Origin of the sequence: Bifidobacterium oedipodis, from assembly GCF_012932425.1 — a bacterium.
Classification (GTDB): domain Bacteria; phylum Actinomycetota; class Actinomycetes; order Actinomycetales; family Bifidobacteriaceae; genus Bifidobacterium; species Bifidobacterium oedipodis.
Genome location: NZ_JAAIII010000001.1, coordinates 362352 through 378463, shown reverse-complemented (window position 1 = coordinate 378463; position 16112 = coordinate 362352). Strand labels below are relative to the sequence as shown.

Annotated in this window: 16 protein-coding genes; 3 read left to right on the top strand and 13 right to left on the bottom strand. The window is 50.5% G+C overall.

The window, feature by feature from the left end; translation table 11 throughout:
* Positions 1 to 15 precede the first annotated feature (15 nt).
* Both G1C95_RS01575 and G1C95_RS01570 read right to left on the bottom strand, forming a co-directional pair.
* Positions 16 to 339: a type II toxin-antitoxin system PemK/MazF family toxin gene (locus tag G1C95_RS01575; RefSeq protein WP_169171177.1), complete on the bottom strand. Its 324-nt coding sequence runs from the start codon at positions 337 to 339 to the stop codon at positions 16 to 18.
* Positions 332 to 898, bottom strand: coding sequence for a Panacea domain-containing protein (locus tag G1C95_RS01570; RefSeq protein ID WP_169171176.1), 567 nt, complete (start codon positions 896 to 898; stop codon positions 332 to 334). The genes G1C95_RS01575 and G1C95_RS01570 overlap by 8 nt, the downstream gene beginning before the upstream one ends.
* A gap of 244 nt (positions 899 to 1142) precedes the next feature.
* On the opposite strand from G1C95_RS01570, the gene G1C95_RS12370 reads away from it, so the two are divergent.
* Complete coding sequence (locus tag G1C95_RS12370) at positions 1143 to 2078, top strand: hypothetical protein (protein ID WP_205832691.1); 936 nt, start codon at positions 1143 to 1145, stop codon at positions 2076 to 2078.
* 17 nt (positions 2079 to 2095) lie between these two features.
* On the opposite strand, the gene G1C95_RS01560 is transcribed toward G1C95_RS12370, so the two are convergent.
* From G1C95_RS01560 to G1C95_RS01540, 5 genes are all read right to left on the bottom strand, one after another.
* Positions 2096 to 2398 carry a DUF2316 family protein gene (locus tag G1C95_RS01560; RefSeq protein WP_169171175.1) on the bottom strand — a complete coding sequence of 101 codons (303 nt, stop codon included), beginning with the start codon at positions 2396 to 2398 and terminating at the stop codon, positions 2096 to 2098.
* A gap of 216 nt (positions 2399 to 2614) precedes the next feature.
* Positions 2615 to 3412 (bottom strand): DUF1295 domain-containing protein, encoded by a 798-nt coding sequence (locus tag G1C95_RS01555; protein ID WP_169171174.1) that lies wholly within the window; start codon positions 3410 to 3412, stop codon positions 2615 to 2617.
* A gap of 42 nt (positions 3413 to 3454) precedes the next feature.
* Positions 3455 to 3715 carry a DUF2442 domain-containing protein gene (locus tag G1C95_RS01550; RefSeq protein WP_169171173.1) on the bottom strand — a complete coding sequence of 87 codons (261 nt, stop codon included), beginning with the start codon at positions 3713 to 3715 and terminating at the stop codon, positions 3455 to 3457.
* Positions 3716 to 3781: 66 nt separating this feature from the next.
* Complete coding sequence (locus G1C95_RS01545) at positions 3782 to 3967, bottom strand: hypothetical protein (RefSeq protein WP_169171172.1); 186 nt, start codon at positions 3965 to 3967, stop codon at positions 3782 to 3784.
* A gap of 52 nt (positions 3968 to 4019) precedes the next feature.
* The gene (locus G1C95_RS01540; protein ID WP_169171171.1) at positions 4020 to 4466 is read right to left on the bottom strand and encodes an Abi family protein; all 447 of its coding nucleotides are present in this window, start codon (positions 4464 to 4466) and stop codon (positions 4020 to 4022) included.
* Positions 4467 to 5204: 738 nt separating this feature from the next.
* Between G1C95_RS01540 and G1C95_RS12480 the strand changes: the two genes are divergently transcribed.
* A complete protein-coding gene (locus G1C95_RS12480) occupies positions 5205 to 5468 on the top strand; it encodes a hypothetical protein (RefSeq protein ID WP_240947367.1) in 264 nt (87 codons plus the stop codon).
* 7 nt (positions 5469 to 5475) lie between these two features.
* Positions 5476 to 6057, top strand: a complete 582-nt coding sequence (locus G1C95_RS12475; RefSeq protein ID WP_240947366.1) for a restriction endonuclease — start codon at positions 5476 to 5478, stop codon at positions 6055 to 6057.
* A gap of 39 nt (positions 6058 to 6096) precedes the next feature.
* On the opposite strand, the gene G1C95_RS01530 is transcribed toward G1C95_RS12475, so the two are convergent.
* Genes G1C95_RS01530 through G1C95_RS01505 form a run of 6 tightly spaced genes read right to left on the bottom strand, consistent with a single transcriptional unit; the run spans position 6097 to position 15983 of the window.
* Positions 6097 to 6681 carry a hypothetical protein gene (locus tag G1C95_RS01530; protein WP_169171170.1) on the bottom strand — a complete coding sequence of 195 codons (585 nt, stop codon included), beginning with the start codon at positions 6679 to 6681 and terminating at the stop codon, positions 6097 to 6099.
* Positions 6681 to 7637, bottom strand: a complete 957-nt coding sequence (locus tag G1C95_RS01525; RefSeq protein WP_169171169.1) for a Kiwa anti-phage protein KwaB-like domain-containing protein — start codon at positions 7635 to 7637, stop codon at positions 6681 to 6683. The genes G1C95_RS01530 and G1C95_RS01525 overlap by 1 nt, the downstream gene beginning before the upstream one ends.
* 2 nt (positions 7638 to 7639) lie before the next feature.
* Complete coding sequence (locus G1C95_RS01520) at positions 7640 to 10741, bottom strand: type I restriction endonuclease subunit R (RefSeq protein ID WP_169171168.1); 3102 nt, start codon at positions 10739 to 10741, stop codon at positions 7640 to 7642.
* 4 nt (positions 10742 to 10745) lie between these two features.
* Entirely contained in the window at positions 10746 to 12068 is a 1323-nt protein-coding gene (locus G1C95_RS01515; RefSeq protein ID WP_169171167.1) for a restriction endonuclease subunit S, read from the bottom strand.
* A gap of 1 nt (position 12069) precedes the next feature.
* The gene (locus G1C95_RS01510) at positions 12070 to 13797 is read right to left on the bottom strand and encodes a type I restriction-modification system subunit M (RefSeq protein WP_169171166.1); all 1728 of its coding nucleotides are present in this window, start codon (positions 13795 to 13797) and stop codon (positions 12070 to 12072) included.
* Positions 13794 to 15983 carry an N-6 DNA methylase gene (locus tag G1C95_RS01505; RefSeq protein WP_169171165.1) on the bottom strand — a complete coding sequence of 730 codons (2190 nt, stop codon included), beginning with the start codon at positions 15981 to 15983 and terminating at the stop codon, positions 13794 to 13796. Before G1C95_RS01505 ends, G1C95_RS01510 begins: the two co-directional genes overlap by 4 nt.
* Between the last annotated feature and the right edge of the window lie 129 nt (positions 15984 to 16112).

Sequence of the window (16112 nt, the reverse complement as noted above, 5' to 3'; positions counted from 1 at the left end):
GCATCTTTCGACGGACTATCGGAACTGGTATCGCATCTGCAATTCCAAGCGATCGTATGGGGACAAATCACCAAGATGCTCTCCCAACGCGCTGATGGGGACTTTCAACAGACGATTCCATCTCACTGCGGACGCTCTGTCGAAGCCCTCTTCGTTCCAGTCCTTCAATAACATGAAATCTGGAAAGTTACTCTTTTCGACCTTGCTGGTCACGTAAATCACCACACAGTTGTCGTCGGTGACTTCCTTGACCACGACACGTCGATTCTTGCCTTTGTTGGGATTCTCGCGAAATGGGAACCAAACTCTGCGAACCTGCCAAGGACGAACATCAGTCATCGTCGTCTTCCCATCCTTCTGGAAGGAACGGGTGCCCATGCTGGTCTAGTTCCGCCTCAGTAACCAAAGAATCCGATACTGACGTTTCGTCTATCATCAACGGCGTCCGATTGACCCATTTACGGATAGAATCGCAAGGAATAACATTGTTCCTGTGCTCTTCGTATGCTTGGCTCCACGGCGTACCGGGCTTATGAGTCATCCGCATTAAGCCGATAGCCGAGTAATCCCTCGCATAGGTGCGATATACGTCGCACAGTAACCGTAAGACTTCCGGATCAATGGTTTTCCAATCGAAAGGACGAGCGACCTTGTCTATGGCGTTACGTTGATATCCGCTGAACGTCCGATACACGTCCTTGACTACGGGACCGTACTTCCATGCCTCCAAAGGTGCATCGAACAAAGGCTTTCCAAAGCGTTGCAAGCTGGCGGCCTGCGCGAAGAACAATAGCTTGTTAAGCTTCATGTTCGTCATGCCGTCGTCTTCTTCGGGATTTCCCTCATTCGCCGTTGCGATGAAGAAATCCGCTACATCCATGACATCCATGACATCCATGCGCACACCTCCACTAACTCTCATTTGAACATATCAGTATACGCCAAAGATTCCATGGCGTCTCCCTGCCCTCATTTCGAGCAAAACTCACCTCTCCCGTCATTCCAAGCAAATTCCACTTCATCGCCATTCCGAACGAAACTCGCCTCTTCTTGTCATTCCGAGCGAAGAATAGCGGAGTCGAGGAATCCCCCTCCCACACGCAGCACCCATCCGCAGGCTAGACTTGATAACCGTGAGAATCTTGGAATCACAGACCGTGGGCAAGCATGGCGATCCGTCGCTGAATGAGGATGGTCTGTTTATCGGAAGCGCCTATGTAGCCGTAATCGATGGAGTGACGTCCAAAGCAGAATACGATCTGTGGCATCCTTCGCCCGGTGTTGTGGCGAAGGATACGCTGCTAGCCGCGTTACGCGACTGCGATGCCAAAGATGCCGCGACTCCGGCTGCGGATATGACAGGTATGGCTCCAACCGTGGAATACTCCGGTTCCTCTGGCTATGACGATCGCAACGACGGCGATAACGGCAACAAGCACGACGACTTTCCAAATGGTCCCGATTCCACGAACGCCCTTATCCCGTTCGACATGCGCGGCATGCAACATGCTTTGGATTCCGCACTGCTCGCGCAATACAGCTGCAATTCTTCCCAGTCGGCGGAGTTCTTCGCAACGCACCCCGTGGAACGTTTGCAGGCGAACGCCGTAGTCTACAGCGCACCGCGTCATGAGATTTGGTTGTTCGGCGACTGTCAGGCAATAGTCAACGGCATGCAGATTCCAACTGTGAAGCGCGTGGACATGCTGCTGGCAGATTTACGTAGCTTCGTCGCACAAGCCGATCCGACGGCGGACTCACGTGCCGCCATTCTGCCATTCCTTCGCGTGCAATCTCGATTTGCCAACCACCCCGGCGAATTCGGCTATTTCGTATTCGATGGCTACACAGATCCCAACTGGCCCATCCGCATCATTCCTGTCAAACCGGGCGACGAAGTAATACTCGCCAGTGACGGATATCCGCATCTGCTCCCCACGCTAGCCGAATCAGAGACTGCTCTACAGGAGATCCGCCGCACTGACTCACAGCTCATTGGTGAATACCGTTCGACAAAGGGTTTTCTTCCCGGCTCAGATGCCTTCGATGACCGCACCTATATTCGGTTCATTGCTTGAGAGCCAACGGATATCGCTCAGTCAAGCATCATGGCATTTACGCGATCCGCATCAAGGAACCAGTAGTCCTCGGGGTTGCCACGAAGTGCAGTGAATGGCACCATTTCAACGCCTTGCTGTGCCGCTTGCACCATGAGATACCGCCGCAGCACCCAGGCATCCTCAAGATGCCGCACTTTGCGCAGGTTCATGATGTCTTTGATTCGAGATTCGCTCACCCCAAGATCAGCCGCCGCTTTCACAGGCGTTATTCCCAGCAATTCGAAATTCCGCACGAATTCCCGTCTCGTCGCAGCCTTCTGATCAACATTCAAAGACATAACCCCTCCAATCAGTTCAGCAAGCAGCATACCCCGATTATCTTGGCCGAGTCTCCGATGTCGCTATTCGCTGAACGCCCGGCACTGTGCGGCACCATGCAGCACAGGTTCGGCAGTGGTACGACACTTGCGGCACAGGTCCGGCACTCAGCGCCCCGGCTGAAGCAAGCGAGACAACGAGACCGTCACATCATGCCTCAACCATGAAGAAACGCGCTACCCCACCAGCCACTTGTATTTCGCGACGCTGTACAGCGGCACGAACGGGATGAGGATCGGCGTTTTGGATACGTATGACTGATATTCGGGATCGTTGCCGTAGTTCTTGTTCTGGCGCAATTCCAGTCTGCGTGCGCCGCCGAACATGATCCATACGATGCACACCCATCCGGCGATGGCTGCTACCCACTGCCATACGCCGCTGAGCGCGGTGACTCCGGAGACGAACATGCCCGTCCAGGTGAGCACTTCGCCCAGATAGTTCGGGCAGCGCACGAGGCGGAATGGTCCCACGTCGCAGAAGCGCTGCGGATGGGTTTTCTTGAAGCGGTTCTTCGTGTAGTCCGATGCCGATTCCAGCACGATGCCGAGCAGCATGACGATCATGCCGATGATCGCGACCGCGTCCATAGGCGCGTGGTTCTGCAGGCGGAACAGCAGCGGCGATGACTCGCACACGTACAGCAGCGCGCATACCAGCCAGATCACGATTTTGAGGATCGGGTTCACGCCGGAGCCGTCTTTGATCTCGTTCTTCATTGTGCGCTGATAGGCCGCGCTGCGCTGTTCGCGTATCAGCAGGTATCCGCCGAGCCGCAGTCCGTAGCCGATGAGCAGTACCGCCATGATCGCCGTCACCCAAGTGAGCGCGCCGCCCATGCCGAACATGACCAGCAGCGCGATGCCGATGCCCGCCATGGAGAATCCATAGCCCAACGAAATGAACCACACAAACCGATAAAACCCGATAGCTGAAATGACCAGCGCCACAACGCACAAGATAAGAAACTGCATGCTCACCATTGTATGGCGCAACGTGCATTCGTTGCGGCAAGCTCAAGCAGAATACAGAACCATATGACTGTAAGCCGTTTCAGGCTCAATATCTATCAAACCGTTGTTCCACTCGACAGTATTGACTCCGGCCCGTGCCGTCAGAAACACCTTTGGATCACGCAAACCGTCTGAACGCATCTTCACGAAAGGCAGCATATCTAACACGCCGCAATGACCGTTTGAAAAACGCAATGCCACATGAGTCGCATTCACCGCCACAGCACTGGTAACCCCAAGCTCATTACCTGAGACACTCATCATCTCTCCGATCAGTCTGTGCAATAGCGCAGCATCACATCAAGAAGGAAATTCGTGTCGACAAGAACTTTAATCACGACTGCCCAGCATCTCCTTCAGCTGACGTGCATCCATGGAGTCCAGAGGAATCCCTTTCGGAGCACGCGCACGAAGTTCCATGACAGTACGCATAAGTTCATCATGAGGCACACGACGTGGCGCACGCTCCAGACGAATGCCAGCAATCTTCGGGCCACCATCAATCAACGTCATCATGCACCTTCCTTTCGATATCTCAAATTCTACCTTCGCTGACAAAAGAGCCAAGCTAGTTATGCGTCCGGCCAAACGATGCGGGGTGCGACCACGTTGTTGGGTAAGTCGGTTGAGAAGGATTGCACGCAGCCGCGTAGGGCGGTGAGTTACGCACCCCCAGCGCGTGCAATAGCGTGGCGACGATGCCAATAACTCGTTCCATGACGATGAGTTCGCCGTTCAGTTCGAATTCGCGGTTCCAAATACGGCGATGATGCGCACATGCGTTACGCAGGTCATTCAACGGGTCGAGCTTAGCGTCCAGGATGCCAGCTTTCACGCCGAGTGTTTTGGCGATGGCACCGGGGTCAAGGTCACGCATATATTCCGTACAAATTGTGAGATCACCGAACGACAGCAATTCGCCCGCCACCCATACAAGTAATTCGCCGTCATAGTCGTCACCGTAGCGATCTTTGACTGATACATCATTCCCAATGCAGCAGGTGAAGGATTCCATACTGGCACGAATCGTTTTGCTGAAGAAAATCCATAATCCTACGCAAGTATTCTTTCCCAGTTGACCTGTTTGTGTACCTTCCGCCTCCTATGGATAAAACAAGAGCCTCCGGGTTTGAGCACTGTTAGGAGGCTTGAAGGCTACTGTTGCTATAGACAATATGTCAACTGGCACATGAACGCAAGTCTTTCGCATCCAGCCCATAGCGGCGCCGGGTGCGAAACACTAATTCGGCGGAATCGATCAGCCCCTTCGCGTAATCCCTAGCATCATCCATGAAGGCGGCGGCTCCATCTGCGTGGAGTGAACAGCCAAGGCGACATCCTCGACCCGGTCTTTGAGCCACTCGTTCGGCATCGCACTCACCCCGTTTCACAGCCGTCGGTATAGTTCATTGTACGCCGTGCACCAAAATCAATACTTCCACCGCAGGCCCCAGCACCAACCACTAAATCCAAGGATGCGGCCATAATCTTAAGCAGTGCGCCGGGTGGGCGATGCCGCCGCTGCCGGGGCGAAGACGACAGGGAGACGGCAAGGGCGTCGTAGAGGATTGGGGCTGAGCGCTTGGCTGATTCGTGCGGAACGTGGAGCAAAGTACGCGAACGACTGGTTTGACAACGGATATATCGCAATTTATGGACATTCACCGACTTCGAGCTCGCCCATGCCACGCGCGAGGACATCGGCCGACGTGTCGCCACGCAGTACGCGAATTCCTCGACTCAGACACAGGCGATGATCGCTGGTCAAGCCTACCGGTTCGGCAGCGTGATGCAGGTCGGTGACACCGTCGTCACCTATGACCCGTCGTCGCGGATGTACCATCTCGGCATCATTGCCGGAGAGTGCGAGCTCAAGCCATCCGACAATGACGAGGAGCACGACTTCCGTTACTCCCACAAGGTCACGTGGAACAAGCTCGCGCCGCGCGACCTGCTGTCCGATTCCGCCAAGAATTCGCTGGGTGGGCACCATTGCCACGCTCAGCTAGGTCAATGACGACGTGATGAACGAGCTGATGAACGCGGCCGATGGCAAACATGCGTCGGAAACAGCAACTACAACCAGCGACGGAACGGACACGACGACAAACGCGACCGACGCCACGGATGACGCCGAAATCCTGCACACCACGGTCGATGAGAGCATCGAGAAGATCAAGGATCGCATTACGCTGCTCAGCTGGGACGAAATGGAACTGCTTGCAGCCGGCCTGTTGCGGGCCATGGGCTACCGCACGTCCATGACGCCGAAGGGCGGCGACCAGGGACGCGACGTCATCGCCTCGCCGGACGGTTTGGGCCTGTCGTCGCCGCGCATCATCGTCGAGGTGAAGCACCGCAAGGAGAAAATGGGCGCTCCGGCCCTGCGCTCGTTCATCGGCAGACTGCATGACGCCGACAAAGGCCTGTACATCAGCACCGGCGGCTTCACCAAGGAAGCCGTGTACGAAGCCGAACGCGCCCGCGTCCCCGTAACCCTGCTGGATCTCGACCGCTTCGTCCGCGTCCTCGTGGATAATTACGAGACTACGGATCCAGCGACGCAGGCGCTGCTGCCGCTTACGCGGATTTATTGGCCAACGTGAACAATGATGGTTTTATTCAAGTAGAAAACAACATAAACACTACTGAGTAATTAAAAGAACTCCTTCACCAATACGCTTTGTATGAACAGTTCTATTCTCAACCTTGACCCTCTCAAGCTCATCAAAAGTTAAACTCGAAATAATATGATGAGCATGTGCCGCACCTTCGATAGCGAAAATACGATACCCAAGGACACCTAATACAGGATTAAGAAAGGTAGCGCTTGATCCTACATAAATACAGCCAATAATTAAAAAAATTAAAGCATTAACCAGAAGGGATTTAGTATTATCAATTTCAAGAGTCAGCAATGGTGGAAAATAAGTGATTACGTAGTTCATTAAGGAATCGCTTTCAGGGTTAATTTGAAAATTGCCCAGCTTTATTTGTTTCCTGTTCCTTTTTTCTAGTAGGCGAATTAGATCAAAGACAGAAATAGTAATCAAAACAACCAAAACAATGTAAAATAAGAAATTACTTCTGCCTTGTTCAACAATCCATTGGTAATAATTAACCGTTTCACCTTCCGGAAAAATATCCGTTTCCTTAAACCCCAAAATGAAATACAAAGGTAAATATGAAGAAAAATATAGAATCCATTTGTCAAAATATGTATTATGCATCAACGCGCCCCATCATAACCTTGATGCCCAGACACTTCAGCCATATAACAAGCATCAGAGATGAAATTAATTAGATTTTCTTCTTTTCCATAATCAGAGCACAATTTACCTGTTACAGGATCAAAATGAACTCCAATAAATTTTTTTGCATATGGGTGACTTTCATTCTCCAGAATCGCTTTATATTTTTCTCGATTTGCAAAGAAATCTTCCAGACGTTTTTCATCCTGCATTATTTTTGCAATTCTACGAGCAATTCTTCCACCGCTTTCAGTTTTTGCGGAAATTTGTTTTAATGTTTCACCTTCAATATGGGAAAGAATAGTTGGGGCAGATAAAGCCTCGGTCGCCTTTTCCGCAAACCTCTCTTTCATCCCAAACACTCTTTCAAATCCTTGAGTGCCTATAACCATTAGCAACTTCCTGTCTATAACAAATGTATCAACAAATTGATTTAAGCCAATAACATCTTCATCAATAGATTTCAGTTTATTGTCATTCAAGTTTCCAAAGAAACCAAATTTTTTTAACTTTGATGTTGTAGTAATACTACCAATGGCCTGATAGAAATGCTCATCACCACCAATCTCGACTACGTAGTCAGAAAAGGCGGTCTCATCCATGCCGGATGTCGTATGACTCACAGACTCTTCGTCTGTCAGGCTATCAACTATTGCTTTAATGGCTTCATCATTGTCCAAGTCAATAATGCCAATGCTACCTTTGGAATGACTTACAATATCATAATCACAAAGCTCGTTCCTCAAAAAGGAATTAGAGCATAATTGGTTCCCAAGATTCTCTAATAGAGTATTTTTCACATTATCATCTGTTTGAATTTCATAACGATATAAAGCCCCGTCATCATTTCTTAAAAAGAAAAGGGAGGTCTTTTCAAAGCAGTCGGATTCTGCAAGCGCATTTTTAAAGTCTTGAGAGATTGTGCTAATGTCCATGCTCACTCCTTATTCGCCTTGTTGAAGAAGTAGTCGAAAAGTCCGTCTTTGACGACGGACAGAGCCTCGGCGTTGCCGCTGATGAGGGTGAAGAGCTCCTGGTTTTGGGTCATGGTGTCCAGCAGAGCATCGGTGAATGCGTTTTGGAACAGTTCGGAGAAATCCGCGCGGGAGTTGTTTTGGGCTTGTCGCTTCAAGCGCTCATCCGAGTCAAGATTCTCGGCAACGGCCTCAACGAATTTCTGCGTGGGGGTTCCGTATTCAGTGCCAAACAGATCATTCAACCGCTGCACGATAACTGACAGGGGTTCCTTGGGCTCTGGCTTCTTCACACCGGCAGAACCACCGGCGTTCTTCAGCTTCTCACCGCCTTCGAGTTCGATGGCGCTTGTGCCGATCTTCTCGATGGAGAGATGCGCCAAAGCCACTTCCCCATCAATGTCACCGTCACCGTCATTATCTGGGCGAATCTGCATAAGTTCACGGTTGAGGAACTGCAAATAGGTGTTGTACTTGAGCAGGTATTCATCATCCAACCGAATCATCTGCGTGATGTAAAGGTAGGAACGCACGAACTTGGAGACTCGAAGCTTGTATTCATCTTGACGGTCATCGCTGAGATCCTTAAATCGGTCGATTGCAGGCGACAGTAACCGCAACACCTGCGGCAATACCGAGGCGTCTGGCTTGCCGTACCAGATTGCCGCAAGCTTCTCCACATCCGATTCCTCGACGATATTGAAACCGTCTAGTTCCGTCTTCATATCATAAACGGCATTGGGGTCGGTAGCGCGATCAAGCTCACTGATCGTGTAATACGGCTCGAACGAAGCTTGAATCGTGTCCGTCGAATTGACGAAATCCAGCACGAACGGATCGTCCTTGCCAGGATAAGTGCGATTCAGTCGAGACAACGTTTGCACCGCCGCAATGCCAGTGAGCATCTTGTCCACGTACATCGCACACAACTTCGGCTGGTCGAATCCAGTCTGGAACTTGTTCGCCACAATCATGATGTTGAACTCGTCCGTATCAAATCGTTTGGCGATTTGCAGTGAAGGGAAGCCATTCAGGCTCTCCTCACTAGCCTCTTCACCATCCACTACTTTGGAACCGCTAAATGCGACGACAGGCCTTGCCGCTCTAAATTGCTTCTGTTGACTAAGCTTCTCAATACAGCGATAATATTTGATGGCTGCGGCCCGCGAATCCGTCACAATCATTGCCTTGGCCTGTCCACGCAGTAGACCGGCTACACGAGAACAGAAATGATCCAAGATAATCTTTGACTTCATCTCAATATTGGTTTCGTGCAGCTTGACGAAATTCATCAAATTGCGCGTAGCCCTTGCGGACAACTTGTCCGGATCATCAGCAGTGGTCTTGACTAGATCAAAATACGTTTGGAACGTCGTATAGTTCCTGAGCGTATCCAGAATAAAGCCCTCTTCGATTGCCTGTTTCATCGAATACAGGTCGAAAGCCTCATACCGGTCATCTTCACCTTTACGGCCAAATGTTTCCAGCGTTACAGGCTTCGGCGTAGCCGTGAACGCGTAAAACGACAGGTTGGATTGCGTGCCTTGCGCGTCCATCTCTCGTTTGATGCGCACAGCTGCATCGTCTTGATCTTCAGTAATCGCATTGTCATTCCATATATCGAATTCATCACCTGAAATCGGCTCACCAACCTGTGTGCCGGCATACTCATCCATTCCCGAATCATCCGCCCGTGAATGATCGCCTAGAGCCTCCTTCGTCTTGCGATGTGCCTCACCACTTTGCGATGAATGGGCTTCGTCGATGATGATGGCAAATGAACGGCCAGTAACATTCGTTTGTTCATAGATATATGGAAACTTCTGAATCGTGGAGATAATGATGCGCACACCGGCGTTGATAGCATCCAACAACTCATGTGAATTATGCTCGACTTTTCTGACCACACCGTTTTTGTGGGCCATGGCCGTGATGTTGCGCTGTAGCTGTCGATCCAAAATCACACGGTCAGTGAGCACGATAATCGAGTCGAAAAACGCATCGCCATTGGGCTGAGTCAGCGACGAAAGTTCGTATGCTAGCCATGCAATGGAATTCGACTTGCCGGAACCAGTCGAATGCTGAATCAGATAGTTGTGTCCTGGTCCTTCGTCACGCGTTGAGGTAACCAGTTTGCGTACCACATTGAGTTGGTGATACCGAGGAAAGATCACCTTACTGATATTCGCCGGGCATTGACGGAGTTGAGGCTTGGAATCCTGTCCTCTGTATTCGATCTGGATAAACTTTTCGATGATCTCCAGCAACGAATCAGGATTCAGCACCTCCTTCCAAAGATACTCGGTCTTGAATCCACCATCAGAATTCGCCGGATTACCGCCGCCATCCTTACCGTTGCCCTTGTTGAATGGCAGAAAAAACGTCTTATCCCCGTCCAGCTTAGTGGTCATGTAAGCAAGATCAGAATCGACCGCGAAATGCACGAGAGATCGCATATCCGGTTTGAAGATCAGTTCTCGCATATCCCGCTGTTTGTATTGATTAATGGCATCAAACACATTCTGCCCAGTTTGATGATTCTTAAGTTCCATCGTGACCAGAGGAAAACCGTTGACCATGAGCACCACGTCAATGGACTCATTGGCGGTTTTGGGCATGGTGCCAAAACGAAGCTGACGTGTGACAACGAAGCGGTTCAATTCATAGTTTTGCACTAGTTCGGGATTCAACTGGTTGCTAGGTTTGAACCACACCAAACGAAAATGCGCACCCGGCACCATGGAGAATCCGTCACGCAGTGTTTTCAAAAGACCTTGATCGTTGATGACTTTGATCAAGCGATTAATGACCTGCTGACACCATTCGCCACCATAATGCCTCTCGACCTTCTGTACTTCTTTGATCTGCGTATCTCGCAGGAAATTCAGCAATGCCGGTTCGTCAATCCCGGAATCACGAGAAAACCGATATTCAGTACCCGCATCACCTCGCGGCGGTTCTAAGCGATACCAGCGCTCTTTACCATTCGCATCGCAATGACGGAAACCTTCGACGACAACATCCTCGAACTTGGATTCACCAATTCGATCCGCACGACGATTCATCTCATCATCCCTCCACGCCAGGAACCTTGACCTTGCCAGTTACGCATTCGTTGATTAACGATTGACGGTAACTCTGGAGCAACATCAAAAGTTTATTTTTCCGACTCACCAATTCGGCAAGATTGCCACAAACTTCATCAAGATATTTCACGATTCTATCTTGTACGCATAAAGGCGGGATAGGGAAATAAACCAATCCAACTTGTCGTGTACTTATATGCGGGACACTTACACCAGTTGTTTCAGTATTCATCGATTGAAAGAACAAATCCGTTTGCAATAAATAGCAGACAAATTTTAAAGACACATCTTGCTTCTTCGTAATTTTAGCAATTCGCTGAACCAAATAGCTGCCAGCATCATCCTCAGAAACAAACGAAACACGTGTTCCTGCCTTAATCCAAGGCCTATCAAGCCCTAATAACAAATCACCCTTATTCAAGCGCCACTCATCTAGTGACCGAACTACTTCAGGAGCAACATAAGCGGATTCATTCCATCGGATATTATTTACGCCAAGATTTATCCCACGTAAAACCCTAACTTCACCCTGTGCCGTTAAATCTTCACCTTTAAAGGGGAATCCACTAAGAAAATTAACAAAATGTCCTAAAGGTCCGCATCTCCAATCTTCAGGAATTAGACCGATCCAGTCGCTACCGGAATCCTTCATGGGGATAGTAGGGTCAAGGCCTTTGGTCACCGCTTCAGAGATGACGGACTTGCGATACTCCTCCAGTTTCGCAATCGATGCTTCAACATCCGCAATTGCAGCATCAATCTTCTTCGTCTTCTCATCAAGATAATCAGCAATCAATACTTGCTCGTTTACAGGTGGGTAATGAAAAGGAAGATGTAAAAAGACTTCAGGATAAAGACGCAATCTTGAGTCAATAATACCAGTTGAGTTCTGTCTGAAGATTTCCCGATATAAATCGGTCCTGAATAGATAACTTAAGTATCTTGTGTTTACATCATTTTCTGGTTTGAAAACAGCATATGCAGGACTCACTACTCCCGAAAAAGGAGTACGAGCCTGGCTACCTTTCCAAGCAAGCATAATATTCATTACAATATCGTTCTTCTCGCACTTCTTATACCCAGAAAGAGATTCTGCACGAGAAAGAACTTGTGTTTCACGAATACGATTTTTTCGATAATCGACACCGTAATACTCCGAAACTGACAATAATTCATCTGACGAAGCATCATCAACACGTTCGTCACGTTCCTTCAAAACGTGTTTCACACGTCCCACTGACCAGCTCTCAGGAATCTCGCCAATCCAATCAACGCCGCTGGGCTTGTATTGTGCATACTGTTCCATATCACAACCCCAATTCCGCAAGATGCTGGGAGATAGATGTCTCCAGCTGCTTGATGTCTTCAGCGATTTCAGTCGAAGGGCGCAACGGCGTGTACTGGTAGAAGTAACGGGTGAACGGGATTTCGTATCCTACCTTGTCCTTCTTACGGTCCAGCCATGCATCAGGTGCGTACGGTTTGACCTCGCGTTCAAAGTATTCGTCAATATCCTCGTTCAACGGCACGTTCTCCGTATCGCGCAGCTTCGCATCTGCCTTGGGATGGCCCCTCCTATCACGTACGACATTGCCGTTCTCATCACGTTGCGGACGCTCTACCGTAATTGTGGTGTAGCCGAATTCTGAGGTGTCGAAGATCTTGCAGGTTTCGCTTTCCTCAAACGCGTGGTACTCGCGGACTATAGCCTTGATTTGCTCGTCGGACAGCTCATTACGCTTCGACCCCAAGGACTTACGCATCTTGGTGAATACGCCATTAGCGTTGATAAGCTGTACTTTACCCTTACGCTCCTCAGGCTTTTGGTTGTTCAAAACCCAAATGTATGTAGCAATACCGGTGTTATAGAAAAAGTCATTAGGCATAGCAACGATGGCTTCCACCAGGTCACGTTCCTCCAGCAGCCAACGACGAATATCACTCTCGCCAGATCCAGCTGAACCTGTGAATAAGGGTGAACCATTCATGAACACGGCGATTCGCCCGCCACCGAGCCCCGGCGCACGCATACGCGACACCATATGTTCAATGAACAGCAGCTGCCCGTCGCTAATACGGGGCAAACCGGCGCCAAAACGGCCCTGCATGCCCTTGGTCTTGTATTCTTCTTCTACTTCCTTCTTTGATTTCTTCCAGTCCACGCCATAAGGAGGGTTGGAGATTTGAAAGGCAAAGGTATTATCCGGAAACGCATCGTTCGTTAGCGTATTGCCGAATGCGATATGCGACGCATCACCACCACGAAGCAGAGTATCGGCTTTACATGTTGCATAAGTTTGCGGGTTCAGTTCCTGGCCAAAGCAGATCACCCTATGCTCCGTAGAGTATTCATGCACGCGATCCCTGAACAAAGACAACGCGCCACCCGTACCGGCACAAGGATCATACACCGTGCTCGCCTTATCAGGATTGTTCAAATCGTCTTCGCATCCATCAATCAACAGGTCAACTGCCAGCTTCAGACCATCGCGCGGGCTGAAATGCTCACCGGCGGTTTCATTGGACATCTCAGAAAAACGCCGAATCAGCTCCTCGTAAATGCTACCCATCTGCAGATCGTCAATGATATTAGGGCCAAGATTGACCGTGCAGAACTTTTCCACGATTAGGAATAGCTGTCCACTCTCGTCCAAGGAAGCGATTTTGTTCGAAAAGTCAAATTTCTCGAACACATCGCGAGCATCCTGAGAGAATCCGAGAATGTAATTTTCAAGATTTTTCGCGATATTGTTGGGATCGTTATGCAGTTTGCCCATGGTGTACTGCGAGGTGTTGTAAAAGCCCACGCCGGTGATTCTCTTCAACATCTGATCACGTATTGAATCGACAAGATTCGTGGTCATGCTTTTCTCTGCAGCTTCCAGCACCACGTCCTTGGTGGGTTCCAACACGCAATCCAGACGACGCAGCACCGTAAACGGCAAAATGATGTCGCCATACTCATGCTGCTTGTAGTCACCGCGCAGCAGATCCGCCACCTGCCAAATGAAATTCACGATCCTCTGCTGGTTCATGCTTGTTCCTTTCCAACGCCATTCCCTGCCTCCACAGTATCGGATGTCTTGCTATCCGACCCGTAGCGCAACGCGTTTCTGTAGTTCTCTAGATATTCCGCCGTCAACCGTTCAAGTAAACTGGCCGCCTTCTTGGCTTCCGCAACACGGAGAATATCGTGCTGCGTAGCCGCATCGGCTACAGGAATCAGCATCTGGCTCGGCCGTACTCGGACCGCGGGCGATTGCTGCGCTGCGGTGTTCCACATACCCTCCACGCACAACGCGAGATACTGGGGACTCCATGACTTGTCAACGACACGAAGGACATGGACATGCCTCGATACACGATGACCGCCAACAGCATCCAAAGTGGCGTGTATTCCTCTCAAGGTGCTGATCAGAATATCGTTCGGCTCGGTACGCGCACCAAGTCCGTCAGGTCCCTTTGCTTGGGGAACGCTGGTCAAGCGGCGCAAATCATCCAATACATCTTCAGGACGAATAGCATCCTCCGGCAAATCCGACGAGCGAATGTCGCTGCAATCTCCAATGAGGAGTTCAGCCTTGCCTTGTGAGATCAGCTCCTGCACTGTGACTGTAGGCAGCTTATCCATATCCGGCAGTCGTTCAGGCAGATTGCGGAGCACGAATGAAGCATCAGCCACTTTGGCCAACGTCTGACGGATGCCAACGGACAGCGCTTCGCTGTTTTTAGCAATCATTGACGCGGAAACGCTCGCGGGTTCCAACCACTTGACTGGAGAAAGTGAGGCATCGGAATCGGCAAGAATGTCTTTGACCGGCACGGCTTTCCACGCCACATTACCGTCGAGGAATTCGCGTGAAGGATTGCTGAGGTTCGTGGGCAGGCCTGGCTGCTGATCTGTCTTCGCCGGTCGAGAGCAGTCAATCATATAGATGACATTTCGCTGCGAAGCGGGAGTTGTCAGTACCCAAATGAATACGGGAATTCCAGTGTTCAATAGCAGCTTTGCAGGCAGCACGATAATCGCCTCGACGCATCCAGACATAATTAGACAGCGTCGGATATCGCCCTCTCGTCCTAGTCGAGAAAGTGTTCCGCCCGGAGTAGCCACATAGGCACGCCCATTACTGTTCAGATGAGCAATCGCATCCTGCAAAAAGCCGAATCCAAACTCGATTCTTCCGCTCAGCCCATAGCGCCACCGCGGATCCGAGGAGACCATATCATCCACCTGAATGTTGAAAGGAGGCTCCATTACAACAACGTCGGCTTTCAGCGCAGGATAGCTGTCATGATGGAGGCAATCAGATTGCGTTACTCTCAGCGGTACCGTCACGCCAAAGCGCAGAAAGAATCTGGCCTCGGCGATAAACACCGCCCATGTGTTGACGTCTGCTTCATGGAATGAAACGTTATCCGCTACTTGCGCGATTTGCGTGGTTATTGTGCTAATGCCGCATACCGGGTCATAGACTTCGTATGAATCTTGCTGTTTGACAGCCATCCCCGACACCGCAAGATCGGCGATGAACCGGGATACCTTTGAATCCACAAATCCAAACTCTCCCCCGGCTCGCCCGGCTTCACGAATCGATTTACTCAATAGACCGTCTGCGAACTCGGCAAGCTTGTCGTCCGGGCACTCAGCCACAGAATCCAACACCGTCACGATCTCGCCAGGCGCGATATTGCTTAGCAGGTGCTCCCACTCTTCCAGAACGTGTGTCAGTTTGGGCCCTCGCTCCTGTTTGTTGTCGGCGTCTTTCACCGCTTGTACATACTGCGAGACTGCATTGATTGCGCTTTCCTGCGAGCCAGCTTGAAGAGCGGCCCACTCCCGCCCCAGTCCAAAAACTTCCGCCGCTTTCTTCAGGCACAGGGACGCCACAATAAGATTCGTGGCACTGTCCGGCGAAAGAGCGTCGCCCAAGCTTTCGCGCAGCGTCCACAGCTGCTGCTGAAAGCGCCGCTCGGTAAACACCTTACCTGCTGACGCAAGCCAAGCCACGACTTCGTCATAATCAAACAGGGGCTTGCCCTTCGAGCCTTCCACAGGCTGCGGAAAACGCTCGTCACGCTTACGCCAATTGGACACAGCCCCATTACTGACCTGCGCCATGATGGCGATATCAGAGGAATTAATCAGCACACGCGAACGCTTGTTCGCAGTCCCCTGTGCCTTAGCAGCGCTCTCGCTCACGCTCTTCGTCTCGCTCATGGCCAACGCTCCTTCAACGCAATCCGCGATAATCTGTGAAATAGGTTTTCACCTTTACTTCGGACTGTACACCTTTTCGGACGGCAATACAAGCGTGAACCTATTTCACAGAAAAGATGGAGATATGAA